At 52.9% G+C, this 19,541-nt stretch carries 4 protein-coding genes and 2 pseudogenes; all 6 read right to left on the reverse strand.

The genetic code is table 11. From position 1 onward, the window contains the following. Positions 1 to 16 precede the first annotated feature (16 nt). Positions 17 to 2,398, reverse strand: a complete 2,382-nt coding sequence (locus B5D63_RS31315; protein WP_078672814.1) for an ABC transporter permease — start codon at positions 2,396 to 2,398, stop codon at positions 17 to 19. 63 nt (positions 2,399 to 2,461) lie between these two features. Then, positions 2,462 to 6,634 carry a non-ribosomal peptide synthetase gene (locus B5D63_RS35900; RefSeq protein WP_449384861.1) on the reverse strand — a complete coding sequence of 1,391 codons (4,173 nt, stop codon included), beginning with the start codon at positions 6,632 to 6,634 and terminating at the stop codon, positions 2,462 to 2,464. Between the two features lie 51 nt (positions 6,635 to 6,685). Continuing rightward, positions 6,686 to 8,092: pseudogene (locus tag B5D63_RS35905) on the reverse strand (amino acid adenylation domain-containing protein); the annotation flags it as partial. Then, positions 8,066 to 10,570 (reverse strand): annotated as a pseudogene (locus tag B5D63_RS35910) (condensation domain-containing protein); the annotation flags it as partial. The pseudogenes B5D63_RS35910 and B5D63_RS35905, both read right to left, overlap by 27 nt. Positions 10,571 to 10,578: 8 nt before the next feature. Further along, positions 10,579 to 18,441 (reverse strand): non-ribosomal peptide synthetase, encoded by a 7,863-nt coding sequence (locus B5D63_RS31325; protein ID WP_078672816.1) that lies wholly within the window; start codon positions 18,439 to 18,441, stop codon positions 10,579 to 10,581. After that, a partial coding sequence (locus B5D63_RS31330) for a non-ribosomal peptide synthetase (RefSeq protein WP_143313218.1) occupies positions 18,438 to 19,541 on the reverse strand: 1,104 nt, incomplete at its 5' end. The genes B5D63_RS31325 and B5D63_RS31330, both read right to left, overlap by 4 nt.

The following is a 19,541-nucleotide window of genomic DNA, read 5'->3' on the forward strand; positions in this document are numbered from 1 at the left end:
GCACACAGTTTATCGGTCAGGCGTCTCTCATACACTCCAGCGGGTTAACCCTGGCAGCTTTGATGGTTTGCAGGCCAATGGTAAGCCATGCAGTGACGATGGCCACGCAGGCTGCCCCCACAAAATACCACGGGCTCAGGGTGATCCTGTAAGCGAAATCATTCAGCCAGCTTCGGGTAAAGAAATAACTGGCAGGAATAGCTATCAGGATAGATATCAGGAGGATACGCATAAAATCGGCACTCAGCAGGTAAATGATATTTCCCTCTGTGGCGCCCATCACTTTCCGGATCGCTATCTCTTTAATCCTTCTTTCAGCGGTGAAGGCAGCAAGACCAAACAAGCCCAGGCAGGAAATAACGATCGCCAGGATGGCGAAATACTTCGACAGGTCCGACACCAGCCTTTCAGCGGCATACTGTTGCTGAAAGTCGTTGTCCAGAAATTTAAACTCAAAGGAATAACCAGGGTTGTACTGGCGGTAAAAATCCGTTATACGCTGAATAGTAGCGGTTTCGTCGCCTCGTTTCAGCCGTGCCATCACAAGCATGGTTTCATCCGGCGACAGCCTGAATATGAACGGTTTTATCTCTTCGTGCAATGAATTGAAATGGAAATTTTTAGCAACACCAAGGACACGCGTCGCTTTTTTCTGGATGTAGATGGTCTTTCCCACCGGGTCCTGCAGTCCCATAATTTTCACTGCCGCCTGGTTCAGCACCACGCCCGAGGTATCGGTACCATAATCTTTGGAGAAAGCACGTCCTTCCGCCATCTGTATACCCAGCGTTTCAATCAGGCCGTAGTTTACAGGCAGTTCAAAAAACCGGATGCGGTTGTCATCGTTTTTGCCGTCCCACTGCACATTAGAGCTGGGCATAAAGCTGGGCATGAGAATTTTTTGCTGGATGCTGGAAGCGTTTTCAATTCCATTAACACCTTTCAGTTCAGCCAGGAAAGCGTCTTTGCCCTCCATCGCCCTCCCTTCCATTTCAAAATAGATAACATTGTCTTTGTTATAGCCAAGGTTTTTTGATTGTATGAACCGGATCTGGTTGTAGAAGATGATCACCGCCACGATGAACACCACGGAGATGGTAAACTGAAAAATCACCAGTCCCCTTCTGGCCCAAAGCTCTCCCAGGGAAGTACTGATCAGCTTGCCCTTGAGCGTGGCCACCGGATCAAATCCCGAGAGATAAAGCGCGGGATAGCTGCCGGAGATGATACCGGTAAAAAGGGTGATGCCGATGATCATCAGCAACAGCTGCAAATCCAGGTGCAATGTCAGGTGTTTGCCGCTCATGATGTTGAATTGCGGCAGTATCAGCAGCACCATCAATATTGCCAGCAGCATGGAGATAAAAGTGATGAGTACAGACTCGCCCATAAACTGGGCGATCAGCCTGTACCTGCTGGCGCCCAATGCCTTTCTCACCCCTATTTCCTTCATACGGGTAGATGCCCTCGCAGTGGAAAGGTTCATAAAGTTAATGCAGGCGATCAGCAGGATGAATATCGCTATCAGCGAAAACAGCCTTACATACTCTATCCGGCCTCCTACCTGTACACCGTTATCATATTTTCCATGCAGATAGGCATCCGAATATTTCCGGATAAACATTTTTGAGTTAACGTCTTTATAGTTGCTTTCCAGGAAGCCAGCCATTTTGCTGTTAAACCGTTCCGGATCTGCACCGTCCTTCAACACCACAAACGTGGTGAACGGCCCTGTAGTCGTCACCTGTTCTTCTGTTGCCGGCATGATCTGTTTCCACACGGAAAACGGCAACATAAAATCAAAACGGTAGGTGGAATTATGCGGCATGTCTTCGTAAACGCCGGTAATAGTACAGGGCTTGGAAAACGCCTGCCATTTCCACTGCAATACTTTGCCAATAGCGTTTTCAGTGCTCTGAAAAAGCTTCTCGGCCAGATGCCTGGACACCACTACATTACCGGGATTGTTCAGCACCTCGTTTTTATCGCCCTGTATCAGCTTATAGGAAAACACATTAAAATAATCGCTGCCTACGAAGTTGCCTTTTGCACTGACCGTATTATCGTTGAACGTGATATTAAATTTCTGAAACCAGTCGGCCGGCGCCGTCGTAATGGATTTTTCCACTTCCGGCACCTGTTTGAGCAAACGGTCGCCCACGGTACCGCCGGTACCTTCTGTGGTGACAACCTTATCGCCATTTTTTTCATTGATCATCACCTGATAAAGACGGCTGTCCAGCTGATGGAATTTATCGAAGTGAAGTTCGTCGAGTACCCATAAATAAATCAGCAACGCACCGGCCAACCCCGTGGAAAGTCCGATCAGATTAATGATAAACGTGGATCTGAAACGTTTGAAAGTTCGGAGGATCACTTGAAGGTTATACCTGAACATATCAAGGGCTTTATAGAAATTAACAAATAATCGTATTACAAAATAGTGTTTTTCCGCAAAAAATCACCCAAAAAACTCAAGCGCTTTTCTGATACAGGCTGCCATGCAATCAATATTTCCTTTGTATTGCAGGAGCTGCATATGTTCGCCTTCTTCCAGCATAATGTATTGCAGTTCTCCTTTGATATAATTTCTCCATTGATGAAATCCGGACAGATCATTTTGCTGAGGAGGACTTACAAATACAAAAGCACTGGCTGAACAGGTGATATCCGGCTGTTTGAAGCCGGGCCACAGGCAATGGAAATTAAACGCCATGTCCAGGAACCTGCCAACAGCGGCCTGATCAGCGGTTATCGCCACGGTTTCTGCCAGGCGGCTGAAACGGTCTACATCCGGAAATATAGTGGAGACAAATTGTTCTCTGTCGGTGAGCGTCTCATGGTACACTTCTTTGGGAACGGCGTCCAGCAAAAAAAGCACCGGCCTGTATCCCCTGGCCTCCAGTAATGACGCCAGTATCGTAGCTATGGGGCCGCCGCTGGAATATCCGGCCAGGAAAACCGGCTCGCCGGGCTCCGCTTCCGTGAGTATATGTCCGAGCCATTCCCCGATGAGTTCATCTATTGACGTATATGGCCTGCCGTTATCAAAAATTCCCCGGAGGTTCAGGAAAAAGCCGTTCACGTCCTGTTGCAGGGCCTGCAACAGGTCTGTATACCAGTACGAGATTCCGGAAGCAGGCGGCACGAAGAACATATTTTTCCTCTCCCGTTTTTTGGGACCGTTGGCCAGATGCATGCCGGACGGGCCTGCCGGGGAATCCTGTCCTGTAAACCTTTTCCGGCGTAACTGCGCGATGGTTGGATATGTCAGGATGTCCCTCAGGCTAACGTCCACGCCTATGGTTCTTTTAATGGCCGCGCTTAAACGAAGCACATTTAAACTGTTTCCTCCCAGTTCAAAGAAGTTATCATGTATGCCAACCCCTTTCCTTTCGAGTACCGTTTCCCATATTATGATCAGTTGCGCTTCCGTTTCATCTGCCGGCGCAACATACCGGTGTCCTGCCAGGCCCGTCATGCGCGGATCCGGAAGGGCGGCGGTATCCAGTTTACCATGCAGCGTAACAGGTAGCGCGTCCAGCCTGGTGATATAACGGGGAAGCATATACACCGGCAGCTGGCATTGCAGGGCAGCCATCAGCATATCCGGCTGCAGGCTTTCCGGCGCCACGTAGTAGGCCGACAGGAACTGCTCTGATCCGGCAACTGTTTTCCCCGGAATAACGGCTGCGGCGGTAATACCCGGTTGCCGGAGTATCACCTGTTCAATATCTTCCGTTTCAATCCGGTAGCCGTTTATCTTGACCTGGTTGTCTTTTCTTCCGGCGAACACCAGATCGCCATCTGGCAACCATTTGGCGATGTCTCCCGAACGATACGCCCGTTCCCCCGGCCTGAAAATATCAGGAACGAATTTCGCCTTCGTTTGGTCCGGGTCATGCAGATATCCCATGCCAACACCGGCGCCACCGATATACATTTCTCCGTATACCCCCGGTGGACAGGGCATGCCTGCAGCATCCAGGATATAGATGACGGTATTGGCCGCCGGTTTGCCGATAGGCAGGATACTTCTGCCGTTCCCGGCCAGGCAGGCGACACAGCCTACCGTTGTCTCCGTAGGCCCGTATTCGTTATACACGCTGATGGCGGGATGAATATTTTTCAATATCTCCACCTGGGCGGCCGTCAGCTGTTCACCGCCACAAATGACCGTTCTGATCGCCGTGTCTCTGAGGTCCAGCCCCTGTAAAAGGGAAACATGCGATGGCGTTAGTTTCAGGGTATCGATATCCGGATGGCGGAAACAATCCTCCAGCAACTGCCTGATATCTTTTCCCTGGTCACCGATGTACAGTGTCTTTCCTCTCGTCAGCGTCGTATAGATAGCGGTAACCGTTAAATCAAACGCCAGCGGCGTAATAAGCGCCCAGTTGCCGGTATCTGCCCCTTCAAAATAAAATCCGTTGGCCCACTGTATGTAATTGGCGAGGTTGCTGTGGGAGATCATACACCCCTTGGGCTGACCGGTAGAGCCGGACGTAAATATCACGTAAGCCATATCATCCGGCTGCGCTACCGCCGCCGGGAGCGCTGTTCCCGCCGTATCGCCGGGTACGGCGGACACTACCACCAACGGATACCCGGAGAGCGCTTCACGATATGCTTCATCTGTCAGCACCACCGCTGCATTGGAATGACTCAGCATATAACGGCGCCGCTGTTCGGGATAATCCGGATCTATCGGCACATAGGCCACTCCCATCCGAAGCAATGCCAGTAAGGTGATGATCATGTATTCCGAGCGGTCCATGATCAACGCGGCAATGTCTCCGCGTTTCAGATGGTGATCTTCCTGCAGCCGGAGAGCCAGCGCCACTACCCGTTGATGCAGGGCTGCATAGGTCAGCGAGCTGTCTCCATATACCACCGCAGGGTCCTCCGGGCGGGCGGCCACCTGCGCCTCCACCAACGCTGTGATGGTGGTGGCGGGAAAGTCCTGTGCTGTTGCATTAAAGCCTTCGATCAATTGCTGTATTTCCGCTGGCCTGAGGTAGTTGACCTTACAGAGCGGTTGCTGCGGCGCAGAAGTCACCGCCTTCAGCAACTGTACAAAATGATCATAGAACCGACAGATGGTATCTTCGGAGAACAGGTCTGTACTGTAATTCAGCAGCAGGTGCAGTTCATCGTTTTTTTCATTGAAATTAAACAACAGATCAAACTGGCTGGTAGTCTGTCCACCGGCAGCCGCAAAGGGGACCATCGCCAACCCTTTCATTCCACGGTAAGCCGCGCTGAGATTAGTACTCCGCTGGTTTTGCAACACCATGCACACATCAAAAAGCGGGGAACGGCCAGGGTCTTTTCCCAGCTGCAGTTTTTCCACCAGCTGGTCAAACGGGAAAGTACCGTGGCTGTAACCGCCCAGCAATACGTCTTTCACCCTGGCCAGCAAGGCCTGGAAAGAATCGTCGCCACTAAACTGTGTCCGGAGCGCAAGAGTGTTCAGGTATAGTCCCACCTGGTTTTCCAGCTGATGATGTTCCCTTCCGGCGATAGGCGTTCCCACTACCAGGTCTTCCTGTCCGGTATACCGGTAAAACAGCGCGTTTAAACCGGAGAGCAGTCCCATAAAGAGCGTGGCGTCCTCTCTGTTGCAGAGACTCCTGAGCACAGTGACCACTTCTGACGGCAGTTTCCGCTCGATACTGCTGCCTTTATACGTTTTCAGCGCTGGCCTGGGATAGTCCGACGGCAACGACAGCACCGGTATTTCGCCGGTGAACTGCTGGAGCCAGTATGCTTCATTTTCAGCCGGCTGTTGTTTGTTTTTCCAGGCGGCATAATCCCTGTATTGGATTTCCAGGGGCGGCCACGCAGGCGCTTGTCCGGCTGCAAAACAATTATAGGCTTCTCCCAGTTCTCCGGCCAGTATTTCCATGGACCAGCCATCGCAGATAATGTGATGCATCAGGGAGAAGATCGCATGGAGATTCTCTTTCACCTTCACCACTCTTATCCTGATCAGCAATTCCGCCGTCAGGTCAAAAAGGGTGGCCTGGTCTGTTTCATAAAGGCGGCGGAGCACTGCGTCCGGGTCGGGATGATGACTGATATCCATGTAGGCTATCGGACAGACCGCTTCCTCTGCCGGCAGAATATATTGCCTTACATCGCCGGCATCATCCTGACGGAACACCGTGCGGAGGCTTTCGTGCCGTTGTATTTCCCAGTGAAGGGCCTGCTGCAGCGCCGCGAGATCCAGATGCCCTTCCAGGAAAAGCGCATCCGACATGTTGTATGCCGTAGCACTTTCGGCCAACTGGCACAGTGCCCAGAAACGGCGCTGGGAGTAACTTGCGGGGTAGCTTTCCTGCTCCGGCATGCGGGGAATACTAACGTCTTCGTCTGAATGAAAATTATTTTCCAGCAGCAGTGCCAGGCTTCGCACGGTATTATGACTAAACAGTTCCTTCAATGCAATTTGCCGGCCTATCTCCTTCCGGATGCGGCTTTTTAACTGCATGGCCTTCAGGCTGTGTCCTCCGAGTTCGAAGAAGTTATCTTCCATGCTGATATGCTCCCTGCCCAAAATATCTTCCCACATAGCTGCCAGCAGTCGCTCCATCTCATTGGCAGGCGCGATATATCCTGTCGTTTCCTGCATGACTGGCGACAGGGGGTCCGGCAACTGGCTGACATCTGTTTTCCCGTTGCGTGTCAGCGGAAATTCGGCTATCTGCACGAAGAAGGAAGGCACCATATAGCGCGGCAACAACTTTTCCAGTGCGCTTCTCAGCTCCTTCACATTTGTTTCCGCGTCGCCGGTGAAATAAGCTACGAGATACTTGCCGCCATCGCGGTCCTGACGGGCCACCACCTTCACTTTATCTATCTGCTCCTGTTTCAGCAGACAGGCTTCTATCTCTCCCGTTTCAATGCGGTAACCACGGATCTTCACCTGATGGTCCATCCTGCCCAGGTATTCTATTTCACCGTTGGGCAACTGTTTCACCTTGTCGCCGGACCGGTATAAACGCCCGTTGCCGGCAAACGTATCCTGCAAAAAACGTTGCGCTGTCAGCGCTTCCCTGTTGAGGTATCCCCTGGCCACGCCTGCACCGCCTACGTACAATTCACCCGGGACGCCCACCGGCAGTAACTCGCCGTTGGCGTCCAGCACGTAGCAGCTCAGCGTGGGGATAGGTTTCCCGATATTGCTGATGCCCAGCCCGATGGCGGCGGATGTAATTTCCTTGTATGTAACGTGTACGGTTGTTTCAGTAATGCCGTACATATTGATCAGCTTCACCGCCGGCCAGGCGGCGTGAAAGTTCTCCAGTTTTCCCGGGCTCAGCGCCTCACCGCCAAAAACGACATACCGCAATGGCAGCGAAAGGCCGGCAGTATGCAATATCTCGGCTGACAGGTTGTAGAAAGCCGAAGGCGTTTGATTGAGCACTGTCACCTGCTGCTCCGACAACAACTGCAGATAGGCGGCGGCATCCTGCGCCACTACTTTCGGCACCAATATCAGTTTACCGCCAAAGAACAGCGCTCCATACATTTCCCATACGGAGAAATCGAAACTATAGGAATGGAACATTGTCCAGACATCAGTTTCGTTAAAATCAAACAGCGCCGGGTCGGTCATGAACAGCCGCACCACATTGTCATGTTGCACCTGCACGCCTTTCGGCTGACCGGTAGTACCTGACGTATAAATCAGGTAGGCCAGGTTGCCGGGCGACAGCGGCAATGCCGGCCTTGCAGATGGCTGTTCCGCCAGTACGGTATTGCTGTATTGCCATTTATTTCTTTTACCGCCTGGCGCAGACGGCGAAGTTTTATCTACTGTCAGCAACGCATCATAGCGGTACCTGGTGAGTTCATTTTCGACGGTGCGGATTTTACCGGTGATCTCTACGGCTTTCAGCGGGTTCGCCTCTGCAATCAGGTCTTCCAGGAAACCTCTTGCAATGAACAGGTCAGCCGAAAAATCTGTTTTTGTTTGAATACCGGCGTTTTTATTTGCCGCCTTGAACGCCAGCAGATCGGCCACCAGGTCCTCTTTCCGGCCCGCATCCATCACATCGCCAATGAATATCCAGCCAGTGTCCTTCATCAGGGAGGCCGCCTGGCGAAGCACATTTCTCAGGTAGTTGTGGCCATGAAAGTGTTGAATAACACTATTGATGATCACCAGGTCGAAACCGCGTTCGTTAATATTACCGATATCATGTGCTACTACTGTCTGCAGCTGTACGTTGGTCATCCCCCTCTCAGCCAGCATCTGCCGTGTATTGCCGATAATCACGGGCGATAGGTCTGTTCCGTAATAAAAGCCTACTTCAGGCGCCACCTTACACAGTGTCAGTCCCGAGGAACATCCTATTTCCAGCACCCGCATGTTTTTATGCAGCAGCGGTTTAAGTTTAAGGTATGCGTTCATGGAATACTCTTCCATCTCCACAGCGGAAATAGCGCCACCAGTAAAACTGTTCCCCCATCCGCCGCCGGTGATCTGGTCTACCGCGCTCTCCCCTACGTGGTCCCACAGCTCGCGGGCCATCATCACATTTTCCTGCTGTTCTTTCTCCTGGTATACATCGTTGCTGTCGAGGCAGCAATAAGCTTCCAGGTGGCTACAGGCCCACTGTAAACGATTGGCTGTTTCGAGGAATGATTTTTCCGTTATCAGTACCCGCACGCCGGCGTCGCGCAACATAAATTTCAGGCGATCTTCCGGCAGGTCGGGTTCCATCGGGACATACATGCCGCCGGCTTTCAGTATGCCCAATAAGGCTGCAATACAATCCGGCGTTCTGTTCAGGATGACCGCCACGCCATCCTCCCGTTGCAGGGCTGCGGTCCTTATCAGAAAGTGAGCAATCCTGTTGGCATATTCATCCAGTTGCCGGTAGGTCAGCGATTGTTCGCCGAGCGCTACTGCTACGGCGTGGGGGGTGCGGTCTGCCTGTGCTTCAAAAAGACTCACCATCGTTTCGTCCGCCGGGTAGGTGGCTGCGTTCACATTGCCTGTCAGCATTTTCTGTTCAGCGGCATGGAGGTAAGACAGGCGGCACAGCAGTGCATCAGGTGCGTTCACCACCGCCTGCATCATGCCCGTGAAATTATCGGCCATCCGCTCAATGCGGTCGCCGTCGTAAATGTCCGTGTTGTACTCTATCAGAAAAAGCAACTGGTCATCCACCTCGCGGCAGTCGATGCGCAGGTCAAAAAGACTTACCACACGCACGGAGCTGTTGTAAGGGCTTATTGATAGGTCACCTGCAGCAGTCGGCCGTTCCTGCCGGCTGGCATCGTTCATATTCTGTAATGCCAGTACCACGTCAAAAATCGGATGTCTTCCGGGTTCCGCTTTAGTATACACCTCGCTAACCAGTGTGTCAAAAGGATATACCTGATGCTCATAGGCACCCAGCGTGATTTGTTTTACTTTTCTGAGCAGGACACGGTATGTATCTTCTCCGGACAGGCGGGTACGTAATGCCAGCATGTTGACATAAAAACCGATCTGTTCTTCCAGATCGATGTGATCACGGCCGGCCACCGGGCTTCCGATAATAATATCTTCCTGTCCTGTGTAACGGTATAGGAGAGCTTTCAGCAAGGCGGTGAGTCCCATGAACAACGTAGCACCCTCCTGCTGTAACAATTTTTTAAAGACCTGGAGCAGCGACGCATTTATCTCCCGGCTGACCACCGCGCCGTTATAGGTTTTCACCACCGGCCGCTGTCTGTCCGATGCCAAATCCAGCAATGGCAAGGGACCATCAAATTGCTGCAGCCAGTACCGGCGATGGGCTGCCAGTTTTTCACCGCTAAGCTCAGCTCCCTGCCAGACGGCGAAGTCCTTGTATTGTATCCGCAACGGAGCGGACGCCGGGTCTTCCCCGTTGGCAAACGCATGATAGGATGCCATCAGTTCTCCCATCATCACACCGGTGGACCAGCCATCGCTGATAATGTGGTGCAATACGCACACCAGCACATAGCAGCGGGTGTCTATCTGCAACAGATCGGCGGTGAGCAGCGGTCCTTCGGTAAGGGTAAAAAGCCGCCGGGTAATCTCTTCCACCTTTTGCCGGGCGGCTGTTTCCGGCTGCACCCTGTCCCGGAAGTCCCATCTGCTAAGATGAAAACGTTGTGCGCCATCCGCGTATATGCGCTGGCGTAACTCACCGTTCCCGTCTTCGTGGAAAACAGTCCGTAATATTTCGTGCCGGCTGATCAGTTGCCTGAAAGCGGCTTCGAGTGAAGCAATGTCCAGCGCTCCATTAAAATTGCAGATCAGCGGCACGTTGTATGCAACGCTGGCATCATCTGCCTGGCTTACGATCCACAAACGTTTCTGGGCCGCAGAGGCCGGATAGTCGGGTTGCAGTGCTACCGGCATAATGCCGGAAAAGCCGTTTTTGTGCTGCGCGGAGAGATAGTCCACCAGGTCTTTTTTCTTCGCCCGTATCTCCTGAATCAGCGCAGTGTCAATATGTTCCGACAGGTACTTTACGGAGATATCACCATTGTCCAGGCTCAGGTGTATATTTTCCTTTTTCAGTTTTACCAGGAATTCTTTCATAGCAGGAGTTAAATTTTAATTTCTTTAAATGCACCGGCACTTTCATCAGGGGTATTCCGTAGCCATGTTTCCTGATGAATATAGGCAGCCAGCGTGCTCAGTACCGGCATTTCAAACAACTGCCCCAACTCCATCTCCACGTCAAACTCTTTATGTATGCGGGATACGACCTGCATGGCTTTCAGCGAATGGCCGCCGATTTCGAAGAAACTGTCTGTTGCGCTGACACGCTCCTGGCCCAGTACTTCTTCCCATATCACCGCCAGTTTTTCTTCCGTATCGCCTGTGGGCGCCACATATTCGCGCCGCCCTGCCAGGCTTGCTTCCAGGAAGACAGGGAGCTGCTTATGGTCCACCTTTCCGTGTACGGTCAACGGCATACGTTCCAGTTGCGCATAGACCGCAGGAAGCATATAGTCGGGCAGTCGCCCTGTCAGAAAGCCTCGCAGCACATCAGTGGGAAGGTTTTCTTCCGCCACGTAAAAAGCAGCGAGGTATGCGCCGCCGTCCTTCTCCGGCATCGCCAGCACCGTGGCGGCGGTTACACCGGGATGGTCAAGCAGCACCGTTTCAATCTCATCAAGTTCGATCCGATAGCCCCGTATCTTCACCTGCCTGTCTTTTCTTCCGGTATATAGCAGATTGCCGTCCGGCAGCCATCTGCCGGTGTCTCCCGTGCGGTACATCCGCTGTCCCTGCACCCACGGATGGGGCATGAACTTTTCGGCCGTCAATGCGCTGTTATTGAGGTATCCCTTCGCCACCCCTGCTCCCGCGATGTAGATCTCACCGGACATTCCCGGCGGCACCAGCCGCTTATCCTCGTTCATAATCAGTATCTCCGTATGGGCGACCGGTTTACCGACCGAAATATCTATGTCTTCAGCGGTGATTTTTTTAACGGTGCAGCCGACTGTTGTTTCCGTAGGGCCGTACTCGTTATATATCTTCATGCCGGGATTCATGCGGAGCAATATGTCCACATGCTCAGGCATCAGTTGCTCCCCACCGCAGATTACGGTACTGACGGCAGTAGTATCAATGGCAAGCGTTCCCGCCAATGCAACATGCGATGGCGTCAGTTTTAGCGTATCGATATCCGGCGCGGTAAAACACTCCTGTATCAGCGCCGGCATCTGGTCACCGGTGGCCAGGTATAATGTCCGGCCTCTTGTCAGCGCGGTATAGATGGCCGTCACGGTCAGGTCAAACGCGATAGAAGTACACAGGCCCCAGTTGCCGGCGCCGGCGTCCTGCCAGTAATAATCATTGGCCCATGAAACATAATTGTGCAGGTTATGGTGGCTTACCAGGCATCCTTTCGGTTTGCCGGTGCTGCCGGAAGTATATATCACATAGGCGGTATCATCCGGCGCCACATCCGGCAGCAGGCTTGCATCGGCGTCGGGAAGGCCTTCCAGCTGTATGTCCAGCGCAAAAACGCCGCCGGTGAACGCCGCCGGTATGTCGGCCAACAGCATGCTGGTCGTCAGGATCACCTTCACCGCCGCGTCGCTGCAGATATGGGCGATGCGTTCTGCCGGATACGCCGGATCAATCGGGACGTAAGCCGCACCGGATTTGAGTATTGCCAATAATGCAATCACCATTTCTGCGGAGCGGTCTGTCATCACCGCCAGCAGGTCTCCCGGCGCCACCGGCTGTTGCAGCAGCCAGGCCGCCAATGCGGTAGCCTGTCTTTCCATTTCTCCATAGCTCCAGTTACGGCCATCACAGCGGAGCGCGATCGCATCCGGCATTAGCTGTGCCTGCCGGGCGATCAACCGGGATACCGGCGTCCATGCCGCAGCCGTGGCCACAGGCCTTACAGGGTTCAGTAATGCCTGTTCCGCCGGCAGCAACATGTTGATATCGTTCACTGTTCTCACGCCCGACAGGAACTGTTCAGACACCATCATCAACCTGTCGAGGAATCCGTTCGCCCTGAAGTAAGCTTTGTTATAGTTGAGGATGAGCGTTTGACCTGCAGCGGTGTTCCGGATCGAGAATTGCACCTCGTCTTTCGCAAAATAAGCCAGCACTTTTACCAGCTTGTCACTCCCCTCCTTAATGGTATAAAGGGTCTGATAGTTGTAGTAGAACTTCAACCCGGAGGTGCTGATCAGCCTGTTGAGCTGAAACACAGTGATAAACTGACGGCCGGCAATCTCCTTTTTCTGGTGCCGCAGGTACAACAGGTATTCTTCCACGCTGCCGGCGAAAGCACTGGCATCGTATACCAGCGGCAATATAGCGGTGAAGCAACCGAACGTTTCTTTGGTGAGCGCGTCCCGCCCATGTGTAATATCATTGATAATAAATTGGCCCTGCGGCACCGCATAGAGGCGTACCATCAGGGAATACAACGCTCTGAAATACAGGGCTTCGGAAATATGATGTTCCACACAGAAGCGGCTGATCCCGGCCATATGCTCCGCCGGCAGTACCAGCGTTTCTTCCATGCTCTCTTCCGGCACTTCATCATACACATTGACCGGCGCCGGCTCTACATCGCGCAGCTTGTGTTTCCAGTATTCCGTGATAGCAGTGGTATCAAACTGCCTGGGATTATTGGCAACATAATCGTGGTACTGGTACTGATTAAAAAGTTCCGCTGGTATCTCCTCCCTGCTTTTACCATACACTTTCTCAAACATCCTGAAGAACAATACCGAAGAGGTCACGTCTGAGATCAGGTGGTGAATACTGATAAGATTGACATAACAATGATCATTGATTTTTACCAGGAAATATTTCACCAGCTCCTTATCCAGTCCATGGTCCAGCGTCACATACGCTCCGAGCCTGTCTTTAAGGTCTTCCTCCCGCAGCTGCAGCGCGGAAAGGTCTATCTCCTCCGTATTGAGCGTGAAACGTTTCCGGAGCCCCTGATATACTTCTCCTTCCTGTTCCGCGAGGTGGGTAGTCAGGATGGGATATATTTCATTGACAACCCCGATGGCTTCCTTCCACAAGCGGGCATCGAGATACTCCTCCACGGCATAAAAGATCACCCTGTGCGCCGTTTCCCTGGGCAGTATTTTGCAGTTCAGGTAAAAATCCTCCTGCCTTGCAGACAGTGGGTATAACAGGGATATATCGTCTATCGACGCTTCCATCAACGCAAACAGTTCGGGATCATGTCCGTCGCTTAACTGGTAGGCGCCGATGGGTTGTTGCGGAGCGGCAATGATTTCAGCGATCAGCCTGCGAAGCCAGGCGGCCCAGAGGTTTATTTTTCCGGCGGTAAACAGGTCTGTTTTAAATTCGAAAGTGACATACCAGTCTTCGGGATTCTGCGTGATATACAGCATCAGATCGGCCTTGGAGGTATCTGCCCCGTTAAACACCGGTGAGATGTTCACGCCTTCCATTCCCTGTTTGGGCTGACGGGTCTCGAAAGAAGAGAAATTGTCTATCTGGAAATATACATTGCCGATATTCCTGCTTTGCTGCACTTTTTCCAGGTCGTTGAGCAAGCGTTCAAAAGGATAGTAGTTATAGTGTACAACATCGAGATACCGCTTCATTACTTCAGACAGGAAGTCAGCGAACGGTTTATCTCCGTCCGGGAAATTGCGGATACCGAATGTTTTCACGAACACGCCCAGTATATTTTCCAGGTCTGTATGCTCGCGGCCGGCGCTGGCGCATAGTACGGTGATGTCTTCCTCTTTGCTGATCCTGGAGAGAAAAACATTAAAAACACAGAGCATCAGCGGATAGAGCGTCACGTTGTATTTTCTTGCCAGCGATTCCAGTCCCTGCTTCAAATGTGTATCCAGCCTAAAGGTATGACTGGCTCCTTTAAAGTTACGGGAAGCAGAAACAGACTTGCCGCCATGCAGGCTGACGGGTTTGATACCTCCTTCAAAATGCCGCAGCCAGAAAGCGCTGGCTTCTGCCAGGCGGCTGCTTTCCAGCTGCTTTTTTTCCCAGCAGGCATAGTCTTTATATTGCAACCGCAAGGGAGGCAACGGACTTTGTTGTTTCAGCCTGCAGGCGTTATACAGCACCGCAGTTTCTTCCATCAGCAGGTTCAGCGACCACCCATCGCATACCAGGTGGTGAATGGTGAACATCAGTATAAACCGCTGATCTTCCAGGTGCAGCAGCCTGACGCTGACGAGCGGGCCTTTAACAAGGTCAAATGATTTACTGACTTCCTGCTTTTTGATGAGATCGACTGCCTTTTCCTGTTCCGGTTCCGCTCTCAGGTCAGCATATATGGCGCCAAGCCATCCCGGTGTTGCCGGATGGATTTTCTGCATGGGCGTACCGCCTGTTTCCAGGAAAGTAGTCCGCAGGCTTTCGTGCCGTACGACCAGCAGGTCCAGGCACGATTCAAAAGCACGGATATCGAGGTCGCCATCAAACTGCAGGACACTGGAAATATTATAAGCTACCTTTCTCTCTTCGAACTGGGACAGCATCCAGATGCTTCTTTGCGCAAAAGAGAGATCATAGGCGGCTGCGGGAGGCGTCGGCACGATGTCTTCCTGTTCACTGCGGGAGGAACCTGCGATCCACGCTGCCAGGGACTGCAGCACCGGGTGCTCAAAAAAGTGCTTTAGTCCTATCTGTACTTTCATGCCGCGATGCACCCTTGATATCACCTGCATGGCTGCCAGCGAATGCCCGCCCAGCTCAAAGAAATTATCCAGCATGCCGATATCTTCTCTTCCCAGCACTTCCTCCCATATTTTGGCCAGTTGTTTTTCTGCTGTTGTCTGCGGCGCAATATAATTGTCTTTACCGGACAGCCCTGTTTTTACCGGGTCCGGCAGTGCTTTTCTATCGGTTTTACCGTTGGCTGTCAGCGGAAATGCCTCCAGCTGTACAAACCAGGCAGGCACCATATATTCCGGCAATATACCTGACAGGTATTGTTTCAGTATTCTTCCGTCCAGCGTCTCTTCTGCCGTGATATAAGCCACCAGCGCGTGACTGTTGCCTCCCGGTTCCGGTTGGGCTATCACCAGCGCCGACTTTACTTTCTCATGCCGCAAAAGGGCCGTCTCCACTTCCCCGGTTTCGATACGATAACCGCGGACCTTCACCTGGTGATCTTTCCGTCCGATATATTCAATGTTGCCGTCCGGCAGCCAGCGGCCTATATCACCGGAGCGATACAACAACCCGCCGGGGCTGAACGGGTCGGGTATGAATTTTTCCTGCGTCAGCACGGGGTTGTTCATATAGCCCCTGGCCAGCCCGGCGCCACAAACACAAAGCTCTCCCGGTACACCTACCGGCATCAGCTGCTGCCGCGCATCCAGGATATAAACGCCCACAGTGGGGATAGGGACGCCGATATTGCTGGCCGGCATACTTGTTTCGGCAATCGTTATTTCCTTATAGGTGGTGTGTACCGTCGTTTCTGTGATCCCGTACATGTTGATCAGTTTCACGCCGGGATACGCATGCTTCCAGGCGGCCAATCGTGCCGGCTGCAGCGCTTCACCTCCAAAGATCACGCAACGCAGCGCTTTGATCTCATAATCATCTTCCAGGGCCACGTGCATCAGCTGATAGAAAGCCGAAGGCGTCTGATTTAAAATGGTAACGCCTTTTTTCCTTATCAGCTGCCAGCAGCGGTAGCTATCCCGCGCAATCTCTGTCGGCACTACGATCAACCGCCCACCATAGAACAGGGCGCCGTACATCTCCCATACCGAAAAGTCAAAATTGTAGGAATGCAACATGGTCCATACATCGTTCTCCGTAAAGGCAAACAGGCTTTCTTCATGAAAGAACAGCCGCACCACGTTCCGATGGGTGATCATTACCCCTTTGGGCTGCCCGGTAGTGCCGGAGGTATAAATAACATAAGCCAGGCCGGATGCTGCTGCCACCGCCGGCGGATTGACATCCGGGTAAGCGTCGAAGCCGATGGCAGTAATATCGATGCATTCCGCCGGCGTTGCGCAGGTATGTCCGTCAGACAGCACCAGGCTTATTTTCGCGTCGTCAATGATGTACTGTTGCCTTTCTCCGGGAAATGACGGGTCTATGGGAACATACGCCCCTCCTGCTTTCAGGATGCCCAGGATGGCGACGATCGTATGGGCCGTTTTGTTCATCAGCAATCCTACCGCCACCTCGCCACCGATGCCTTTTTCTTTCTGCAGGAAGTGCGCAAGCCGGTTGGCCCTTGCATTCAGCGCTTCGTAGGTCAGCAGCAGCTCCCCGTCGTCCACAGCAATGCGCGCCGGCGTTTGGACTGCCTGCTTTTCAAAAAGAGATACAATCGTTTCCCTTTCCGGGTACCTGACATGTGTTTTGTTCAGCGATACCCGCAGCGCTTCTTTTTCATCCGGCAGCAGGTAATCCAGCAGGGCCACCTCCGCAGCCGGTTGCGCTATCGCCGCTGCCAACAATTGTTCCAGGTGGCGGCACAATACATCGATATTGCGCCGGCTGAAAATATCCGTATTGTAGGTTAATGACAGCGAAACATTGTCTCCCGCCATCGTGAAATTAAACAGCAGGTCATATTCACTGATATCGCCTTCTGCTTTCTCCATCGCTTTTACCTGTAAGCCATCCAGCGATGTAATGTCCTCGCCGGCGCCTGCCTGTTCATTGATCTGTGACACGACCAGTACATCGAAGAGCAGCGACCGGCTCATATCTCTGTCCAACGGCAGCTTGTCCAGCAGCATATCCAGCGGATACAGCTGATGATCGTAGGCGGCGGTGAGCACCTGCCGCTGCCGGCGTATCAGCTCTCTGAACGTGTCCGAGCCGCTGAAGCGGGTCCTAAGCGCCAGCGTATTCAGGTACAACCCTATCTGGTTCTCCAGTTCCGTAAAATCCCTGCCGGCTACCGGCAGGCCCATAATAATATCTTCCTGACCGGTATACCGGTGAAAAAGCGCGTTGATGCCTGCCAGAAGGCCTGTAAACAGGGTGGCGCCTTCTTCCCGGCACAATTTGTTTAATCCTGCTGTGAGCGACGGTGAAAAGTGTATGAACACGCTGGCGCCGTTGCTGGTTTTAACAGCAGGCCGTATGTTATCTGCCGGCAGGTCCAACACCGGCAGGTCTCCGGACAACTGCGTCAGCCAATAGGTTTCCGCTTTTTTCAGATCGTTTTGCAGCTGTGTTTCCAGCCACGCTGTATAGTCTTTGTACTGGAAAGCCAGTTGCGGCAGATGGGGCTGCTGCCCTTGCCTGAAAAGATTATAGGCGATGATCACCTCTTTGGCCAGCACTTCCATAGACCATCCATCGCTGATGATATGAAACATGGAGTAGAAAAACGCATGAAGCCCGTCGTGTACCTTCACCAGTTTTACCCGTAGCGGCGGCGACTTCCGTAAATCAAACGGTGTGTTCTGCTCTTTCTCCGCCATAGTTCTCAGTATCTCCTGTGGAGCAGACCTGGCGCTGATATCTATGTATTCCATTACCGCCGGTATTTCTTCCGGCGCCAGGATATGTTGCCGCACTTCGCCGTCTTCCTGCTCTCTGAAGCAGGTGCGAAGGCTTTCATGACGACTGATCACGTAGCGTAACGCCTGTTCCAGCACCGGCGCCTCAAGAGGACCTTCCAACACCAGGGAGCGGCACATGTTGTACACCAATCCTCCTTCCCCTGATTGATTCAACGCCCAGAAACGTTTCTGGGCACGGCTCATGGGATAATGCCCCTGGGGAGCTGCCACAGGGATGTTCAACGCCTGGGAGGAGGCTTCCGCCATTTTGAAAAATGCGATAATCGCCTCCTTTTGTTCGCGGATCTGCTGCTTCAGTTCTTCTGTCAGCACATTACTTCCCTTCGGAGCCGCTACTTTGAGATTGCCCTCTATTACTTCCAGCGTTATTTGCTGTTCTTTTAATGCGATAATAAAATCCGCTATTCTCATAAGATTATTTCTTCTTTTTCAATGTGCTGTACATCGGCCGTCTGTATGGCATTGACTTTTTCTATATCGTCAATCAGCAGGGCCAGTTCCTTGATAGTCTGGGCGTTGAAAATATCAGCGATGCCGATTTTTATGGCGAAGCGGCTCCTGATCATATTCAGCAGCTTCATGCCGCTCAGGCTTTGTCCGCCGAGGGTAAAAAAGTTGTCCGTCACGCTGACAGGGCTGATTTCCAGTACTGTCTCCCAGATAGCCTGTAGTTTTTCTTCCGTGGGCGTAGCGGGGCCTACATATTCATTTGCCACCGGTGTTTGCGTTAGCAGCCGTTCTTTTACCCGCTTCCTGTCTGTTTTACCATTGGGCGTCAGCGGTAGTTCAGGCAACGTAACGAACCGCCAGGGTATCATGTACGGGGGCAGCTGCTTTCCCAACAACGCCCGGAGCTGTCCGGTATCCGGCGCGTTGTCGGCTACCAGGCAGGCCACAAGACCCGCATCTCCCCTTGGTGAATTTTCTACCAGCACCACCGCTTCGCGGATACCGGGAATGCCCGTCAGCACGGCTTCAATTTCTCCGGGCTCTATGCGGTGGCCGCGTACTTTCACCTGGTCATCCAGGCGGCCCAGGCATTCCAGGCGGCCGTCAGGCAGCCACCGCGCCAGGTCGCCTGTCCGGTACAAACGCCCGCCCGCCACAAACGGGTCCGCCACGAACCGTTCGGCTGTCAGCTCCTCCCGGTGCAGGTAACCGGGGGTCACCCCTTCGCCGCCGATGTACAGCTCTCCCGCTACGCCAACGGGCAACAGCTGCCTGTGGCTGTTGAGCACATACACCCGCGTATTCAGCACCGGCCGGCCGATGCTCACCTGCCCGTCCAGCGACTCCGGCGGGCACACACACGACCAGATCGTCGTCTCCGTAGGCCCGTACATGTTATATACAGACATCGTGTAACGGCTGCGCAGCTGCGCCAGCAAAGACGCCGGCAACGCCTCCCCGCCCAGCAGCAGCGCCCGCAGCGAGCCCAGTACTTTCGCTGAACTGCCTTCTTCTTCGAGTAAACGCAGCAGCGACGGCGTGGACTGCATCATCGTGATCGG

The organism is Chitinophaga eiseniae, assembly GCF_900167135.1.
In the GTDB taxonomy this organism is placed as follows: domain Bacteria; phylum Bacteroidota; class Bacteroidia; order Chitinophagales; family Chitinophagaceae; genus Chitinophaga; species Chitinophaga eiseniae.

What these genes read in the sequence shown, in the direction of transcription:
- B5D63_RS31315 (WP_078672814.1), bottom strand. Translation starts at nt 2,398, where the DNA reads ATGTTCAGGTATAACCTTCAAGTGATCCTCCGAACTTTCAAACGTTTC.
- B5D63_RS35900 (WP_449384861.1), bottom strand. Translation starts at nt 6,634, where the DNA reads ATGCAGGAAACGACAGGATATATCGCGCCTGCCAATGAGATGGAGCGA.
- B5D63_RS31325 (WP_078672816.1), bottom strand. Translation starts at nt 18,441, where the DNA reads ATGAGAATAGCGGATTTTATTATCGCATTAAAAGAACAGCAAATAACG.